Annotated in this window: 15 protein-coding genes; 9 read left to right on the forward strand and 6 right to left on the reverse strand. The window is 74.0% G+C overall.

Annotated features, from left to right (window positions below; all coding sequences use genetic code 11):
• A complete protein-coding gene (locus ACFYPD_RS28265; RefSeq protein ID WP_387119785.1) occupies window positions 1-474 on the reverse strand; it encodes a MarR family winged helix-turn-helix transcriptional regulator in 474 nt (157 codons plus the stop codon).
• Between the two features lie 57 nt (window positions 475-531).
• On the opposite strand from ACFYPD_RS28265, the gene ACFYPD_RS28270 reads away from it, so the two are divergent.
• The 4 genes from ACFYPD_RS28270 to ACFYPD_RS28285 are packed head-to-tail and all read left to right on the forward strand — an operon-like array spanning window position 532 to window position 3,253.
• Complete coding sequence (locus ACFYPD_RS28270; protein WP_387119788.1) at window positions 532-1,161, forward strand: YitT family protein; 630 nt, start codon at window positions 532-534, stop codon at window positions 1,159-1,161.
• Window positions 1,149-1,718 carry an NADPH-dependent FMN reductase gene (locus ACFYPD_RS28275; RefSeq protein ID WP_387119791.1) on the forward strand — a complete coding sequence of 190 codons (570 nt, stop codon included), beginning with the start codon at window positions 1,149-1,151 and terminating at the stop codon, window positions 1,716-1,718. The genes ACFYPD_RS28270 and ACFYPD_RS28275 overlap by 13 nt, the downstream gene beginning before the upstream one ends.
• A complete protein-coding gene (locus ACFYPD_RS28280; protein ID WP_387119793.1) occupies window positions 1,715-2,128 on the forward strand; it encodes a PPOX class F420-dependent oxidoreductase in 414 nt (137 codons plus the stop codon). Before ACFYPD_RS28275 ends, ACFYPD_RS28280 begins: the two co-directional genes overlap by 4 nt.
• A 51-nt stretch (window positions 2,129-2,179) precedes the next feature.
• A complete protein-coding gene (locus ACFYPD_RS28285; protein WP_387119795.1) occupies window positions 2,180-3,253 on the forward strand; it encodes an adenosine deaminase in 1,074 nt (357 codons plus the stop codon).
• Here ACFYPD_RS28285 and ACFYPD_RS28290 read toward each other — a convergent pair whose 3' ends face one another.
• Window positions 3,254-3,592 (reverse strand): hypothetical protein, encoded by a 339-nt coding sequence (locus ACFYPD_RS28290; protein WP_387119798.1) that lies wholly within the window; start codon window positions 3,590-3,592, stop codon window positions 3,254-3,256.
• A gap of 459 nt (window positions 3,593-4,051) precedes the next feature.
• Between ACFYPD_RS28290 and ACFYPD_RS28295 the strand changes: the two genes are divergently transcribed.
• The 4 genes from ACFYPD_RS28295 to ACFYPD_RS28310 all read left to right on the forward strand — a co-directional run bounded on the left by ACFYPD_RS28295 (window position 4,052) and on the right by ACFYPD_RS28310 (window position 9,137).
• Window positions 4,052-7,663 (forward strand): nitrate- and nitrite sensing domain-containing protein, encoded by a 3,612-nt coding sequence (locus ACFYPD_RS28295; protein ID WP_387119801.1) that lies wholly within the window; start codon window positions 4,052-4,054, stop codon window positions 7,661-7,663.
• Window positions 7,660-8,064 (forward strand): roadblock/LC7 domain-containing protein, encoded by a 405-nt coding sequence (locus tag ACFYPD_RS28300; protein ID WP_089011242.1) that lies wholly within the window; start codon window positions 7,660-7,662, stop codon window positions 8,062-8,064. Before ACFYPD_RS28295 ends, ACFYPD_RS28300 begins: the two co-directional genes overlap by 4 nt.
• A gap of 100 nt (window positions 8,065-8,164) precedes the next feature.
• A complete protein-coding gene (locus ACFYPD_RS28305) occupies window positions 8,165-8,542 on the forward strand; it encodes a DUF742 domain-containing protein (protein ID WP_091261430.1) in 378 nt (125 codons plus the stop codon).
• A gap of 1 nt (window position 8,543) precedes the next feature.
• On the forward strand, window positions 8,544-9,137 hold the full coding sequence (locus ACFYPD_RS28310) for an ATP/GTP-binding protein (protein WP_387119805.1): 594 nt from the start codon (window positions 8,544-8,546) through the stop codon (window positions 9,135-9,137).
• A gap of 116 nt (window positions 9,138-9,253) precedes the next feature.
• Here ACFYPD_RS28310 and ACFYPD_RS28315 read toward each other — a convergent pair whose 3' ends face one another.
• From ACFYPD_RS28315 to ACFYPD_RS28325, 3 genes are all read right to left on the reverse strand, one after another.
• Entirely contained in the window at window positions 9,254-10,477 is a 1,224-nt protein-coding gene (locus ACFYPD_RS28315) for an ABC transporter substrate-binding protein (RefSeq protein WP_387119808.1), read from the reverse strand.
• Between the two features lie 135 nt (window positions 10,478-10,612).
• Window positions 10,613-12,991 (reverse strand): transposase, encoded by a 2,379-nt coding sequence (locus tag ACFYPD_RS28320; RefSeq protein ID WP_387119811.1) that lies wholly within the window; start codon window positions 12,989-12,991, stop codon window positions 10,613-10,615.
• A gap of 40 nt (window positions 12,992-13,031) precedes the next feature.
• A complete protein-coding gene (locus tag ACFYPD_RS28325; protein ID WP_387119814.1) occupies window positions 13,032-14,000 on the reverse strand; it encodes a DNA primase in 969 nt (322 codons plus the stop codon).
• 147 nt (window positions 14,001-14,147) lie between these two features.
• Here ACFYPD_RS28325 and ACFYPD_RS28330 point away from each other — a divergent pair, with 147 nt between their 5' ends.
• Window positions 14,148-14,489 carry a PadR family transcriptional regulator gene (locus tag ACFYPD_RS28330; protein ID WP_387119817.1) on the forward strand — a complete coding sequence of 114 codons (342 nt, stop codon included), beginning with the start codon at window positions 14,148-14,150 and terminating at the stop codon, window positions 14,487-14,489.
• Window positions 14,490-14,496: 7 nt separating this feature from the next.
• On the opposite strand, the gene ACFYPD_RS28335 is transcribed toward ACFYPD_RS28330, so the two are convergent.
• The gene (locus ACFYPD_RS28335) at window positions 14,497-15,186 is read right to left on the reverse strand and encodes a permease prefix domain 1-containing protein (protein ID WP_387119820.1); all 690 of its coding nucleotides are present in this window, start codon (window positions 15,184-15,186) and stop codon (window positions 14,497-14,499) included.
• Window positions 15,187-15,191: the final 5 nt, after the last annotated feature.

A 15,191-nucleotide genomic window follows, 5' to 3' on the forward strand; every position in this document is an offset into this window, starting at 1 on the left:
TCAGGCCTCCGGGGCCGGTCGGCCGGCGAGGTGGTTGACCACCCGGTGGGTCAGCGCGCCCAGCGCCGCGATCTCCTCGGCGGTGAGCAGGTCGATGAGGTGCCGGCGGACGGCGGCCACGTGCCCGGGGGCAGCCGCCTCGATGGCCCGCCGGCCGACCGGGGTGAGCGCGACGACCGAGCCGCGGCCGTCGGTCGCACACTCCTCCCGGGTGACCAGGCCGCGCTGTTGCATCCGGGAGATGTGGTGGGAGAGCCGGCTGCGCGACCAGAGCATCCGGTCGGCCAGTTCGCTGAGCCGCAGCCGCTGGTCGGGCGTCTCGGAGAGGTCGGAGAGGACGTCGTAGTCCGGCTCGGAGAGCCCGGCGTCCTGCGTGAGCTCCCGGGCCAGTTCCAGGTCGAGCAGGCGGCGCATCCGGCGGTAGCCGCGCCAGGCCCGGTCCTCCCGCTCGTCCAACCACCGTGGTCCGTCCATGCGCCGATCATAGCCCAGTGGTTGACATGTCATCAAAGCCCACCTACGGTCGATGACATGTCAACCAAACTGCTGGGGCGGCTGGTCCGGCTCCTGGCCGGCCTGGCCCTCTTCGGGGTGAGCGTGGCGCTGATGGTCCGCGCGGGGTTCGGCCTCGGCTCGTGGGATGTGCTCCATCAGGGCCTCGCCGCCCGCACCGGCCTGCCGATGGGCGTGCTGGTCAACGCCGTCGCCCTGGTCGTCCTGCTGCTCTGGATCCCGCTGCGGCAGCGCCCCGGCGCCGGCACCGTGGCCAACGTCGCGCTGGTCGGCCCGGCGCTGGACGCGACGCTGACGCTGCTGCCGCCGGTCGGCTCGCTCGCCGGCCGGATCGCCCTGCTGGCCGCCGGGATCCTGCTCAACGCCGTCGCCACCGCGCTCTACCTCGGGGCCCGGCTGGGTCCCGGCCCGCGCGACGGCCTGATGACCGGCCTGGCCGCGCACGGCCTGCCGCTCGGCCGGGCCCGCGCCGGCATCGAACTCGCCGTGCTGGCCGCCGGCTGGCTGCTCGGCGGCGCCGTGGGCCCCGGCACCGTGCTCTACGCGGTCGCCATCGGGCCGCTCGTCCAGTACCTCGTTCCCCGACTCACCATGCCGGCCCCGGTCCGGCCCGTCCCCACAGGAGTGACCCCGCCATGCCCCGCCTGAACGTGATCGTCGCCAGCACCCGACCCGGCCGGGTGGGCCGGCAGATCGGTGACTGGTTCACCGCGGCCGCCGTCCGCCACGCCGGCTTCGACGAGGTACGCCTGGTCGACCTCGCCGAGGTCGGGCTGCCCTTCCACGACGAGCCGCACCACCCCTCGGAGGGGATCTACCTGCACGAGCACACCCGGTCCTGGAGCGCGACCATCGCCGCCGCGGACGCCTTCGTGCTGGTGATGCCGGAGTACAACTACAGCTTCAGCGCGCCGCTGAAGAACGCGATCGACTACCTCTACCACGAGTGGCGGCACAAGCCGGTGGGCTTCGTCAGCTACGGCATGACCTCCGGCGGCCTGCGTGCGGTTCAAATGATCAAGCAGGTGGTGACCACGTTGAACATGGTGCCCGTCAACGAGGCGGTGACCGTCTTCCTGCGGCAGGCGCTGGACGGGGCCGGCGAGCTGCGACCGGATCCGGGCCGGGAGGCGGCCGCGGACCAGATGCTCGACCAGCTGGCCCGGCTGGCCGTCGCGCTCGCGCCGCTGCGGGTGCCGGCGTGACCGCGCGGCTGTGGGAGTTGTTCGGCGAGCGGGGCCGCGGGGTGCTGGTCACCCTGCGCCGGGACGGCCGGCCGCAGCTCTCCAACCTCGACTACCTGGCCGAGCCGGGGCTGATCCGCTGCTCCACCACCGGCGACCGGGCCAAGGTGCGCAACCTCCGGCGCGACCCGCGGGCCAGCTTCCACGTCAGCACGGCCGACGGCGGGGCGTACGCGGTGGCCGAGGGGCGGGTGACCCTCACCCCGCCGGCCGCGGCGCCCGACGACGCCACGGTCGAGGAGCTGGTCGAGGTCTACCGGCGGATCCGGGGCGAGCACCCGGACTGGGCGGACTACCGGGCGGCCATGGTGGCCGACGGCCGGCTGGTGGTCCGCCTCACGGTCGAGCGGGTCTACGGCTGGCGGCCGTGAGCCGGCCCGGTCCGGTGCCTCGTCAGGACAGTCGGTGACTAGGGTCGGTGCATGGCAATCTCGTACGAGGACATCGTCAAGGTCCCGAAGGCGCTGCTGCACGACCACCTCGACGGCGGTCTGCGGCCCGCGACGATCGTCGAGCTGGCCGCCGAGGTTGGCCACGAGCTGCCCAGCACCGACCCGGAGGCGCTGGGCCGCTGGTTCGCCGAGGCGGCGAACTCCGGTTCGCTGGAGCGCTACCTGGAGACCTTCGCGCACACCGTGGCGGTCATGCAGACCGGGCCCGCGCTGCGCCGGGTGGCCCGCGAGTGCGCACTCGACCTGGCCGCCGACGGGGTGGTCTACGCCGAGGTCCGGTTCGCCCCCGAGCAGCACCTGGAGCAGAACCTGACCCTGGACGAGGTGGTCGACGCGGTGGTCACCGGCTTCCGGGAGGGCAGCGCCCTGGCCGCCGAGGCGGGCACCCCGATCCGGGTCGGCACACTGCTCACCGCGATGCGGCACGCGGCCCGCTCGCAGGAGATCGCCGAGCTGGCCGTGCGGCACCGGGACACCGGGGTGGTCGGCTTCGACATCGCCGGCGCGGAGGCGGGTTTCCCGCCCACCAGGCACCTGGACGCCTTCGAGTACCTCCAGCGGGAGAACTTCCACTTCACCATCCACGCCGGCGAGGCGTTCGGGCTGCCGTCGATCTGGCAGGCGATCCAGTGGTGCGGCGCGGACCGGCTCGGGCACGGCGTCCGGATCGTCGACGACATCACGCCCGGGAACCCGCCGGTGCTGGGCCGGCTGGCCGCGTACGTCCGGGACAAGCGCATCCCGCTGGAGCTGTGCCCCTCCTCCAACGTGCAGACCGGGGCGGCCGCGTCGATCGCCGACCACCCGATCGGACTGCTGCGCGACCTGCGCTTCCGGGTGACGGTCAACACCGACAACCGGCTGATGAGCGGCACCTCGATGTCCCGGGAGATGGCCCTGCTGGTGGACGCCTTCGGCTACGGCTGGAAGGAACTCCAGTGGTTCACCATCAACGCGATGAAGAGCGCCTTCATCCCGTTCGACGAGCGGCTGAAGATCATCGACGAGGTGATCAAGCCGGCTTACGCCAAGCTGATCGGCTGATCACGACCGGCGCGGGTGGCCGGCGAGCAGGGCGGCCACCCGGCGCAGCACCTGCCCGGCCCGGGCCGCCTCGGCGCCCAGCCCGGTCTGCCGGCGCAGCACCGCCGGCTCCGCCCGCAGCAGCGCCACCCCGCGCCGGATCAGCACCCGGGGCGCCTTGCGCTGCTCGGCCAGGTCGCGGGTGAGCCGGCGGACGAAGGTCGCGCCGCGGGGGCGGCGCAGCGCGTACGCCCCGGCGAGCAGCCCGCGCCGGCGGCACTCCGCGACGATCTCGGCGGCGAAGATCCCTTCGGCGACGAAAAGTGGCGATCCGTCGACGTCGAATGGCCGAGTGGCCACCCTGCGGTCCGCGCCGATCGCATAAACCGGCACTTCGGCCTTGCCGTCCCGGGCCAGTCGGGCGATTGTTTCCACCGCTGTGTCCGCATCCCAGGACAGCGGCGACTCCCAGTCCACCTCTCCGTCCCGGCGTGGCAACGTAGGGTCATCGCCGTCCTTGTAGAAGTCGTCGAGGCAGAGGACAGGGAGTCCGGTTCGTTCGGCTATATACGACTTTCCGGAGCCGGAAGGGCCAGCGAGCAGGACGACGCGGTGCGGGTGTTCCATTACCTTCAGTGACTCCGGCCAGACGGATTGCTATCAAATTGCATCAACATCTCATCACACCTCCGGCGAGGGACAACCTGGGCTTTCTCTTTGCGGGGCGGCGTGATGGAATCTCGGAGGTCCGACCCGCCGGGTCGGTCGCTCGGCGTTGCCCTCAGGTGACGCCGGACGCGGTAATGCGAGGGCGGTGACGTGAGCAAACGGCCAACGACGGCGGGCTCCTTCCTGTCGCGTCTGAGCCGGCCGGCCAGCCGGCTCCGCGACATGCCGATCTGGTCCAAGCTCGGCCTGATCATGATCGTGCCGACCATCGCCACAGTCGTGGTCGGCACCAGCGGTCTGGTCGACCACCTGGAGACGCTCAACAATGCCAACCGAGCCGGTGACCTGGCGAACCTGATCGCCTACTCGGGTGACCTGGCCGACACGCTCCAGGACGAGCGGGTGGCCTCGGTGCTCTTCCTCGGCTCGACGGAAGTGCAGACGCGGGCGCAGTACCAGGAGTCCTACAACCGAGCCAACCAGCGGGTCGACCAGGCGAAGGTGCCCTACTCCGGGCAGCGCCGTGAGATCGACGACCTGCCGCGCACCTTCGAGTCCAAGCTGAAGGTCGTCGACCAGGGGCTGGCCGATCTCCCGGGCACCCGCAGCCAGGTCTCCAACGGCAAGCTCACCAGCGACGCCGCGCAGACGACGTACGAGTCCCTGATCAGCGACCTGCTGACGATCCGCGACTCGGCCATCCAGCTCGCCGGCGACAACGACCTGAGCGACCGGATGCGCGCCGCGGCCGCGGTCGCCCGGCAGAAGGAATACCTGGCCCAGCGCCGGGTGATCGTCCACGAGGCGCTGAACGGCAAGCGCCTCACCCCGAACCTGCGCGAGCAGTTCATCGCCAGCGGCACCGGTCAGACGCAGGCGTTGGAGAGCTTCAAGGCGGTCGCCAACCAGGACGACTCCGAGTTCTTCGACCAGACCGTCTCCGGCTCCGACCTGCGCAAGGCGGACCGCTACACCAGCCTCATCCGGGCAAACAGCTCCGGCGACCTGTCGAAGCCGCCCTTCGGGACGGACGAGTGGGACGCGACCATGGTGGCCAACTCCAAGCTGATCCGCACGGTCGAGGACCGGCTGGACGGCAACGTGGTCCGCCAGGCCGGCGAGGTGCGGTCGGACACCCAGCGCCAGGTGTTCCTGGAGACCGGCCTGCTGCTCAGCATGCTGCTGCTGGCCATCCTCTTCGCCTACCTGGTCGCCCGCTCCATGGCCCGCTCGCTGCGCGACCTGCGCCAGGGCGCCCTCTCGGTGGCCCAGTACGGCCTGCCGCAGGCGGTTGCCCGGCTGCGTGACCCGCAGGTCACCGGGCAGCTCTCCCCGGTGCAGCTGGCGAACCAGATCGCCGAGCCGCTGCCGGTGCGCAGCAAGGACGAGTTCGGTCAGGTGACCGAGGCGTTCAACGCCGTCCACCTGGAGGCCGTCCGGACCGCGGCCGAGCAGGCCGCCCTGCGGGCCTCCGTCGCGACCATGTTCGTCAACCTGGCCCGCCGGTCGCAGATCCTGGTCGACCGGCTGATCGGCCACCTCGACCGGCTGGAGCGCGGCGAGGAGGACCCGGACCGGCTGGCCGAGCTGTTCCAGCTCGACCACCTGGCCACCCGGATGCGCCGCAACGACGAGAACCTGCTGGTCCTCGCCGGCGCGGACTCCACCCGCGTGCAGCGCGAGCCGGCGGCCCTGATCGACGTGCTCCGCGCCGCCCAGTCCGAGGTCGAGCACTACACCCGGATCGAGTTCGGCGTGATCGACCGGGACATCGAGGTTTCCGCGCACGCGGTCAACGACCTGGTGCACCTGGTCGCCGAGCTGTTCGACAACGCCACCGCCTTCTCCCCGCCGGACTCGCAGATCATGGTGGAGGCCCGGCGGGTGGGCGACCGCGCCTCCCTCTACGTCGAGGACCGCGGCATCGGCATCAGCCACGAGCAGCTTCGCGAGCTGAACGAGCGGCTGGCCACGCCGCCGCAGGTGGACGTGGCGGTCTCCCGGATGATGGGCCTGGTCGTGGTCGCCCGGCTGGCCTCCCGGCACGGCGTCAAGGTCGAGCTGCGGCCCGGCGCCGACCGGGGCACCGTCGCCGACGTCACGCTGCCCACCTCGGTCCTGGTGCCGCGGGCCCTCGCCGGCCGCGGTCAGCCTGCGCCGGCCCTCCCGGCCGGCGGCCCGCAGCAGGGCGGTCCCGCGCCGGCCTTCGGTGCCCTGGCCGCCCTGGGCAACGGCCCGCACACTCCGCCGCCGGTCCCGCACCCCGGTGCGTCCGGCAACCAGGTCACCCTGGGCGGGCGGCCCTTCGACCCGGCGTCGCGCAACGGCTCCGGCACCCCGGCCAACGCGGGCGGGGCCCGCTCGATGCCGGCCTGGTCCGACCTGACGGGCGCCGGCGCCCTGGCCGGCGGTGACGGCTTCGCCCCGCGCAACACGAACGGCCAGCCGATCGACCCGCTGCCGCAGCGGCGCAACCCGGCCGAGGCCGACCCGGCCTCCACCGGCCAGCAGCCGGCCATCCCGCGGCAGCTGCCGAGCAGCCCGGAGTTCCGGCCGTACAACCCGCCGCCGGCCTCCGCCCCGCCGGTCCCGCCGGTGTCTGCGCCGCCGCTGCCGCCGGTCTCCGGTGTCCCGGTCTCGGGGCACCCGACCTCCGGCTACCCGACCTCCGGCTACCCGACCTCCGGCTACCCGGTCTCCGGCTACCCGGTGTCGGCGTCGCCGGTCTCCGGTTACCCGGTGTCGGGGGCCCCGGTCTCCGGTCAGCCCGTGTCGGCCGCGCCCAGCGCGGGCTACCCGGTCTCGGTGCCGCCGGTGAACCAGGTGCCGCCGCGTCCCGCCCCGCCGGCTCCGGCGCCGCACGTCGGCGCCCCGCCGGTCTGGCCGCCGGTCGCCACACCCGACCAGGCCGCGGCTCCGGCGCTGCCGGAGCGGCTCGCCGCCGGCCTGGACATGACCACCGAGCTGCCCCGGGTCAACCGCCCGGAGACGCAGTCGGCCGCCAACCGCTCGGAGGCTCCGCCGGTCGCCAACCGGCCGGCGCCGGCCCCCGCGCAGCGGCCGGCCCCCCCGCAGCAGCCGGGCAACCGCCAGCGGTACGCGGACGAGACGATGGAACTGCCGATCTTCCGGGAGCTCGAGTCGGCCTGGTTCCGCACCAGCCGGCCGGGGCCCAAAGAGGAGGCGGCCGCAGCACAGCCGGCCGCGTCCAACGGCGCGGCGACCCAGCAGTTCGCCAAGGTCGACGCCGCCGGTCGGGCCGTGCAGCAGACACCACCCGGGACGACAGGTAACACACCGATGGCACACACTCCGACGGCCGGCGGAGCGCCGCAGGACAACGGCTCGACGAACGGGGGTGCCCGTCCCGGTTACGCCGGTGCGCTGCCGACCCGGCAGCCTGCCGCCCCGCCGCAGCCCGGTCCCGGTTGGCAGACCGCGGCCGACGACGGTTGGCGGGCCGCGTCGGCGGCCACGGAGGTCCCGGTCGAGGAGACCACCCAGAAGGGCCTGCCGAAGCGGACGCCGATGGCGCAGCTCGTGCCCGGTGGCGTCGAGAAGCCGTCCACGTCGGTGCAGCGCCGCACGCCGGAAGGCGTACGGGGTCTGCTTTCGGCCTACCATCGGGGCGTGCAGCGGGGGCGCCACAACCCGACCGACAGCAACTCCACCGGCCCGGAGGGGACTCCGGGCGGGCAGCAGTCCTCGCAGTCTGGCTCAGGCCCAGTGGCCGGGAGCGGGCAGAAGGAGCAACAAGGATGACAACTACGCAGGATCTCGGATGGCTGCTGGCCAACTTTGCCGACCGGGTGCCCGGTGTGGCGCACGCGGTCGCCGTCTCCGCCGACGGCCTGCTCCTCGCTTCGTCCCGTGATCTCCCGCGGGACCGCGCGGACCAGTTGGCGGCGATCTCGTCCGGTCTGGTCAGCCTGACCCAGGGCGCGGCCCGCTGCTTCGAGGGCGGGGCGGTGCTGCAGACCGTCGTCGAGATGGACAACGGCTTCCTGTTCCTGATGTCCATCTCGGACGGCTCGTCCTTCGCCGTGCTCGCCGCGCGCAGCTGCGACGTCGGGCAGGTCGGTTACGAGATGGCCCTGCTCGTCGACCGGGTGGGCGACGCTCTGACCCCGCAGCCGCGCACGGCTGTCGGGATGATGGGCTGAACGACGCGCTGACCGGTGGGTCAGAAGCGGCAACAACTACGACAAGGACGAACACCACCGGGGCGAGCCGGTGCCGGGTACGAAGGAGGTGAGCGGCGACATGGTCGATCGTGACGAACCGACCGGAGCGTTGGTCCGTCCATACGCCGTGACCCGCGGTCGTACCCGCCCCCGGCTCGAGATCGCCCTGGAGGCGCTCGTCGAAACGACGGTGCGCGGCCGGTCAGTTGCCACTGGCAACGGTGGCCAGGGCCGGGAGCACCAGTACATCGCCGCGCTGTGTGACGGACGCGTGCAGTCGCTTGCCGAGATCGCGGCGCGGATGCAGCTTCCGCTCGGCGTGGCCCGGGTGCTCATCGCCGACATGGCGACGGACGGCCTGGTCGCGGTCCACGAGCCGACCATTTTGGACGACTCCGACGACGCGGTGGGCACTGAACTGCTGGAGAGGGTGCTGAGTGGACTTCGCAGGCTCTGACATGTCGCACCGGCCGCCGGCCCCGAGCGGGCGCGTGACGTCGGCGAAGATCGTTATCGCCGGTGGATTCGGCGTCGGCAAGACGACGCTGGTCGGCTCGGTCTCGGAGATCACGCCGTTGACCACCGAGGCGATCATGACCTCCGCCGGCGTGGGCGTCGACGACACCCGGCAGGTGCCGGGCAAGACGACGACCACGGTGGCGATGGACTTCGGTCGTATCTCGATCGACCGCGATCTGATCCTGTACCTGTTCGGTACGCCGGGTCAGACCCGGTTCTGGTTCATGTGGGACGAACTGGTCCGGGGTGCGATCGGCGCCGTGGTGCTGGTCGACACGCGTCGACTGGCCGACTGCTTCGCCGCCATCGACTTCTTCGAGCATCGGCGGCTGCCGTACCTGGTGGCCATCAACTGCTTCGACGGGATGCAGTACCACGACCCGCAGGACGTCCGGGACGCGCTCGCGATCTCCTCGGACGTGCCGGTGGTGGCCTGCGACGCCCGTAACCGGGAGTCGACGAAGCACGTGCTGATCTCGCTGGTCGAGTACGTGCTCACCATGCGGCGCACGCGGGCCGTCGCCCCCGCCTGACCCGGTGACGAAGCGCCCGGCGGCCATCGGCCACCGGGCGCTTCTCGCTGTCCGCCGCTCGGTACGCTGCGCAGCCGGCCGGTGACCGTCCTGCGGGGACGGTCCGGCTCGGACGGTCAGGCGTACAGGCGCCAGGCGCCCTGCGCGACCACATAGACGGCGAGCGAGTCGGACTCCATGCCACCGTGCCGGGTGGGCGTGAAGGCGTACCCGCCGGCGATGCCCTCGGCCACCTGGGTCTGCAGGAACGCCCGCAACCGTCCACGGTCGAGGCTCGTGGCCATCCGCGCCGACGCGGCCAGGAGCTGGAGCGCGTCCGACGCGTACGGGGCGAAGGTGTTGGAGGTGCCGTACCGCTGCGTGTAGCGGTAGTTGAAGTCCCGCCGCTCCAGCTCGGCCCTGGTGGTCGCGGTCAGCGTGGAGGTGGCCAGGCAGGCCGGGTGCACGGCGTACGCCCCCTCGACCGCGGCGGCGTTGGCGGCGCCGAGCGTGTCCTCGGCGACCGCTCTGGCGTCGAAGAAGAGCGGCCCGCGGTAGTCGGCCCGGCGCAGCTCCCGGGCGGCCACGCCCGAGTTCGGGGCGGCGCCCCACACGATCACGCCGTCCGGCTCGGCGCCGGCGATCCGCCGGGCGGCGCCGGCGAAGCTCCGCCCGGTGGCGGGCAGCCGGACCGTGCGGACCAGGTCCGCGTCGCTGCCGCGCAGCGCGGCGCGCATCGCCCGCACGCCGGAGTCGCCGTGCAGCCCGTCAGCGGCCAGCAGGGCGACCCGCCGTACGCGCTGCGTCTCGACCAGGTCGGCCAGCCGGCGGGCCACATCGACGGCGTCCGGGGTGAGCTGGAAGCTGAAGGTGCGCGCGGCGAGCGGCAGCACGACGCCGTCCCCGAGGCCCAGCGAGAGGAAGGGGGTCTTGACCTTCTGGGCCGCCTCCGCGATGGCCACCGAGGTCTCCGCCAGGGTGCCGCCGACCAGGGCCTGCACGCCCGCGCGGGTCAGATCGGCCGCCTGCCGCGCCGCCTCCCCGGGGTTGCTGCGGTTGTCCCGGATCTCCAGGCGGACCGACCGCCGCAGGTTGCCCACCGGAACACCGGCCCTGGTCAGCGCGTCCGCGGTGATCTCAAGGGCGCGCTGCTGGGGGATGCCGAGCGCGGCGCCCCGGCCGCTGAGTTCCAGGCTGGCGCCGACGACCAGGTCCTGGCTGCTGGGGGCGCTGCTGGCCGACGACTCCTCCTCCGGTCGCTCGCCCTGCTGCCCGCAGCCGGCGAGCAGCAGGCTGCCGGCCGCCGCGGCGAGGACACCCCGACGGGTGAGCACGGAGGAGTCGAACGCCGGTGTCGCCATTGGAGCCGCCTTCCCACCCCCGGCGAACATCCGCCGCCAGCTGGTCCGCCGGGTATGCTCCCGGCCGGCCGCGTCCGGCGTCAAATTATCCGGGTGTGGGCAGGAACACGGGGGTGGGGTGGGGTGGGACTCCGATCAGGACCGGTAGCCCGCGGACCGGTACTCGTACTCCCGGTCGTCGTCGCGGTCGCCGGTGTCCCGGCTGAAGTCCCAGCCGCCGGCCGCTTCCCGGCCGGGGCGACCGCCGACGGCGAAGCCGCCGATCTCCTGACCGCGCCGCCAACCCCGGAAGTAGCCGGTGGTGTTCTCGGCGAGGCTGGCCGCGTTGCGGACGATCCGGAGTGGACGCTCCTCGCGTAGCGGCGAGCCGGGCACCAGGTTGGCCTGCGGGACACGCTTGGGCAGGCCGGCCTGGGTCTCCGCGCCCACCGACGGGCGGGCCGCCTGCTCGGCCGCCTGCCAGCCGGTGTCCGCGGTGGTCGCCCACTCCAGGTCGGCCTCGTCGCCGTGCCCGACGAACCAGGCGGACTTCGCCTGCGCGAAGATCAGCAGGTCACCGTCGCCCTCGTCGGAGACCGGCGGTGGCCGGTGCTCCTTCGGCGCGGGACGCCGCTCCAGCGGGGTGGGCACCTCGGCGCGGGGCGCCGGTCGGCTCGGCCGGTTGGCCTCCGGCCGGTCGACCAGCCGCAGCGGCGGCGACTCCAGCCCGGGGTCGGTCGGCGGGCTCAGCTCGTTGCGCAGCGCCCGGTCGGCCAGCGGCGGCGGCTCCACCAGCCGCAACATCGGCGGCTCCTGCGGCAGGTCGTCGGCGAGCCACGGCGGGGTGACCCGGCCCGGGTCGCTCGGCGCGTCCACACTCCGCCCGTACGGGTAGGCCGGCGCCTCCTTGGCCCGGTCGCCCTGGTCGTCGCCCGTGTTGACCAGCGGCCAGTTGGCCCGGGAGCCCGGGGGAGCGGTCTCCTGCCCGGGGCGGGGCGTCGGCACCGGGATGGTCAGGTCGGTGGCGCTGAAGCCGCCGGTGGGCGGCTCCTGGTTGGTCTTGGGACGCGGCGGGATGACCGTGCGCTGCCGCTCGGCCCGGGCCTTGTTGATGGCCGCGGTGGTCAGCGTCGGGCGGAACGGCTCCCCGGCATCGGCCGGCGGCACGGCACCGCGCTGCGCCGGGGCGATCGGGGTGATCCCGGGCGGTGGCGGGGGCGGGGCGGAGATCGGCCGGTTGGTCGGACCGTCCACCCGCGACGGCAGCGGGGCGCCGGTCGGCTCGGGGCGGGCGGGCGGCGCGGAGGCCGGCCGGCCCAGGGAGGCGGCCGGGGCGACCGGCGCCGGGGCGACGGGCGGCGGCGCGACCGGCGCGGGGGCCACCGGCGGCGGGCCGAGCGGCCGGGGCGAGGCCGGGGCGGCCGGACCGGACGGCTCGGGACGGTTGCGCCGACCCACCACCCCGGCGGCCGGCTCGGGACGGCTGCGTCGGGCGACCTGCTCCGCGACCGGCTCGGGCTCGGCCGGGCGCACCGGGCGCAGCCCGGCGGGGGCCGAGGGGACCAGCTCCTCGACCTGCTCGCCGCGGCGTGCGGCGGCCCGGCGACCGGGCACCGGAGCCGGCGTGGTGACCCGGGCGCTGAGCGCGCCGACCAGCGCGTCGCAGCCGGCGTCGCAGGCCCGGACGGAGGCGACCGCCTGCCGCACGGTCTCCGCGACGGCGGCGGTGAGCGCCCGGTTGACGGTGGCCCGCCGGGGCGTCTCGGAGATGGCGACCCGCAGCGCGGTCACCGCGTCGTTGATGGTGTCGGCGTCCGCCACACCCTCGGCGGCCAGGTGGGCGGCGACGGCGTCCGCCGCCACCGCGACCTCGCGGCCCCGGGCCACCGTGCCGACGAGCATGCCCGGCTCGGGCAGAGCGTCGAGGACGGCCAGCGAAACCGGCTCGGCCGGGTCGGGGTACGCGCGCAGCGCGGCCGGGTAGAGCTCGCGGAGCACCTCGCGCAGCGCCACCGCGGCGGAGTGCCGGCCGCTGGCCAGTGCGGCGTGCGCGGCGAGGACCTGCTTGTAGTTGGCGAGGTCGCGCGGCGCCGGGAGGGTCACCGCGGACAGCGCGCCGGCCTGGAGCGCCCGGGCCAGCCCGACCGCCCGGCGCTCGGCCGGCGGGGACTGCATCTCCTCCAGCGAGTCGTCGTCGGCGAAGCGCTCGGCGAAGTCGTCGACCAGGTCGTCGTCCGCGATCGCCAGCGGCCGACCCGCCGCGCTGAGCAGCGAGGTGACCGTGTGGTCGTCGCTGTCGGCAGCGATGGCCGCACCGCTCGGCCCGCCCGACCGCTCCACGAGCAGCGCGACCAGCTGGGCGTAGCCAGCCGGCTCGTCACCGATCTCGCAGACATGCAGCAGACGGCCTGCGTCGTCGACCACAGCGGACGTCAGCGTCGATCCGACCGAAGCCGACCGGTCGGCCGAATCCGCCGAGGCCAGACCGCAGTACACGCGCACGAGCGCCACGGCGTCGTCCTCCTCCCGGGACACAGGTCTTGCTCTGCCAGAGACTGATGCTCCCCGCTCCGGGTCAGTCGCGCCAGTCCACAACAGCAGAGATCTTGCCGACAATGGTGCGCCAACCCAAACTTGCGGTTTGTGCCCCGATTTTCTTCAGCCGGCGCCGGCCCAGGAATCCACCGATTCCGCCGTTGACAGATGCGCGCAGCGCCTCGTCCAGGTCGTCCAGGCTGGAGCCGGCGGAGAGCATGTCGAGCACGGCCGGTAGCCGCAGCGCGTACGCCAGGTCACGCGCGACCTCGCCGGCTTCGATCAACAGCGTCGGGTCCCACGCGTCGTGGCCGCCGCGGAGGTTCTCCACTACCAGGTCGAGCTCGTAGGTGTCCTCGTCCAGCGGGGCGATGTCGGCCGGTTCAACCCGTTCAGACAGTTCATTCCAGCTGTCCAGTTGAGACAGGTCGTTCGGCGCACCGGAACGGATGAAACTGACCAGCGACTCCGGGGTCTTGAACAGCAGCAGCTTGCCGCGGTGGGTGAGGAAGGCGGGGACCTCCTCGTCGCCCGCGGCGGCCTCGTCCTCGTCCTCGTCCGCCTCGGCCTCGTCGGCGTCCTCGGCGTTCCCGTCGGCGTCCTCGTCAGCGGCGGCCTCGGCCTTGCCGCGCCGGCGGCGCCCGGCCCGCTCCGCGGCGTCGGGGTCCTCGTCCTCCTCGGCGGCGAGGGCGGCGAACTCCTCGTCGAGGATCACCACCTCCTCGTCGTCCTCGGTCTCGACGACCTGGCGACGAGCCAGGAAGGGGTCGTCCTGGTCGCGCTCGGCGACGTCGGTCGGGGTCAGCTCGCGCGCCGGCCGGTACGCCCGCAGTGTGAAGCCGGTGCCGGCGGGCAGGGCGATCTCCACCGGGTCGATCCGCAGCTCGTCCCAGAGCGCGCGGTCGGCCTCCGAGCGGTCGACCTCGACCTCGTCTGCTGCGGTCGACGCGGTGGTGTCGTCGAGCTCGGGCTCGTCGGCGTCGGGCCGTTGGGGCGACTGGCGGGCCACGCTGACCTCCGTGTGCTTTCGGGTTGCCCACCCGGCGGCGCTCGGCCGCCGAGTGACTCTGCGCACATACCCTAGTGGGCGTCCCGCCGTCGCCGGGAGCCGCACCCCGGTGGCGTCCCGACCCGCGGACAAGTAGGCTTCCTACGCATGAAGGCCCAGGCGCTGCACGGACACCTGGATGCGCTGCTGCTGGCGGTGCTGGAGCAGGGCGCCCTGCACGGCTACGCGATCATCGAGGCGCTCCGGGCCCGCAGCGGCGGCACCCTGGACCTGCCCACCGGCACCATCTATCCGGCGCTGCGCCGCCTGGAACGCGCCGGCTACGTGGCCAGCGACTGGAGCACGGTCAACGGCCGGGAACGGCGCACCTACCAGCTCACCGACGCCGGTGGCCGGGCGCTCGCCGGGGAGCGCGCGGGCTGGCGCGAGTTCAGTGCCACCGTGGGCCGCTTCCTCGGCGCCGACGAGCCGCCCGCCGCAACGGCCTGAGCCGCGGTCAGCCGGCGACCCGCGGGCCGCGGGCGCTCAGCAGCCAGTAGCGGGCGGCCCGGGCCAGCGCGAACCAGGCGGCGCTGACGAGCACCGCGCCAATGATCATCGGGGGCCAGGTCAGCGCCGCGTCCCAGAGGTGGACCGACCAGCCGAACAGCGCCGCGCCGGCCGCCGCGCCGGCCGCCAGCCCGCCGGTCAGCCCGAAGCCCACCGCGCGGGCCAGCCGGGGCAGCCCGGGTGTGGCGTACCGGGCGGCGAGCAGGCCGAGCAGCAGCCCGGCCAGCGCCAGCCCGGCGATCACGGCCCAGATGCCGTTGACCGAGGCGGAGAGGAGCAGATAGCCCTCCGGCGGGCGCGGACCGTCGCTCCAGCTCGCCCCCCGCCAGGTCAGGTCGCCGCCGACCATGAGCACCGCCGCCACCGCCAGCGCCCGCAGCGCCAGCCCGCGCAGCGCGCCGGCGGCCAGCTCGGCCTGGTAGCCGGGCGCGAGCTGGGCCGGAGTGCCGAACTCGGCCACCGCCCGCCGCTCGGCCTCCGCGACCGGCAGGCCCCCCTCGCGGTACGCCTCGACGGCGTCCTCCAGCGCGTGCCGCGCCTCGGTCAGCAGATCGGCCTTGAGCCGGGCCGGCCCGTGCAGCTGCCCGGCCAGCTCGCGCAGCCGCTCGTCGACGTGGATCTCCTCGTACCCCCGCATGGGAC

Origin of the sequence: Micromonospora sp. NPDC005299 (genome assembly GCF_042872345.1) — a bacterium.
Lineage (GTDB): Bacteria > Actinomycetota > Actinomycetes > Mycobacteriales > Micromonosporaceae > Micromonospora.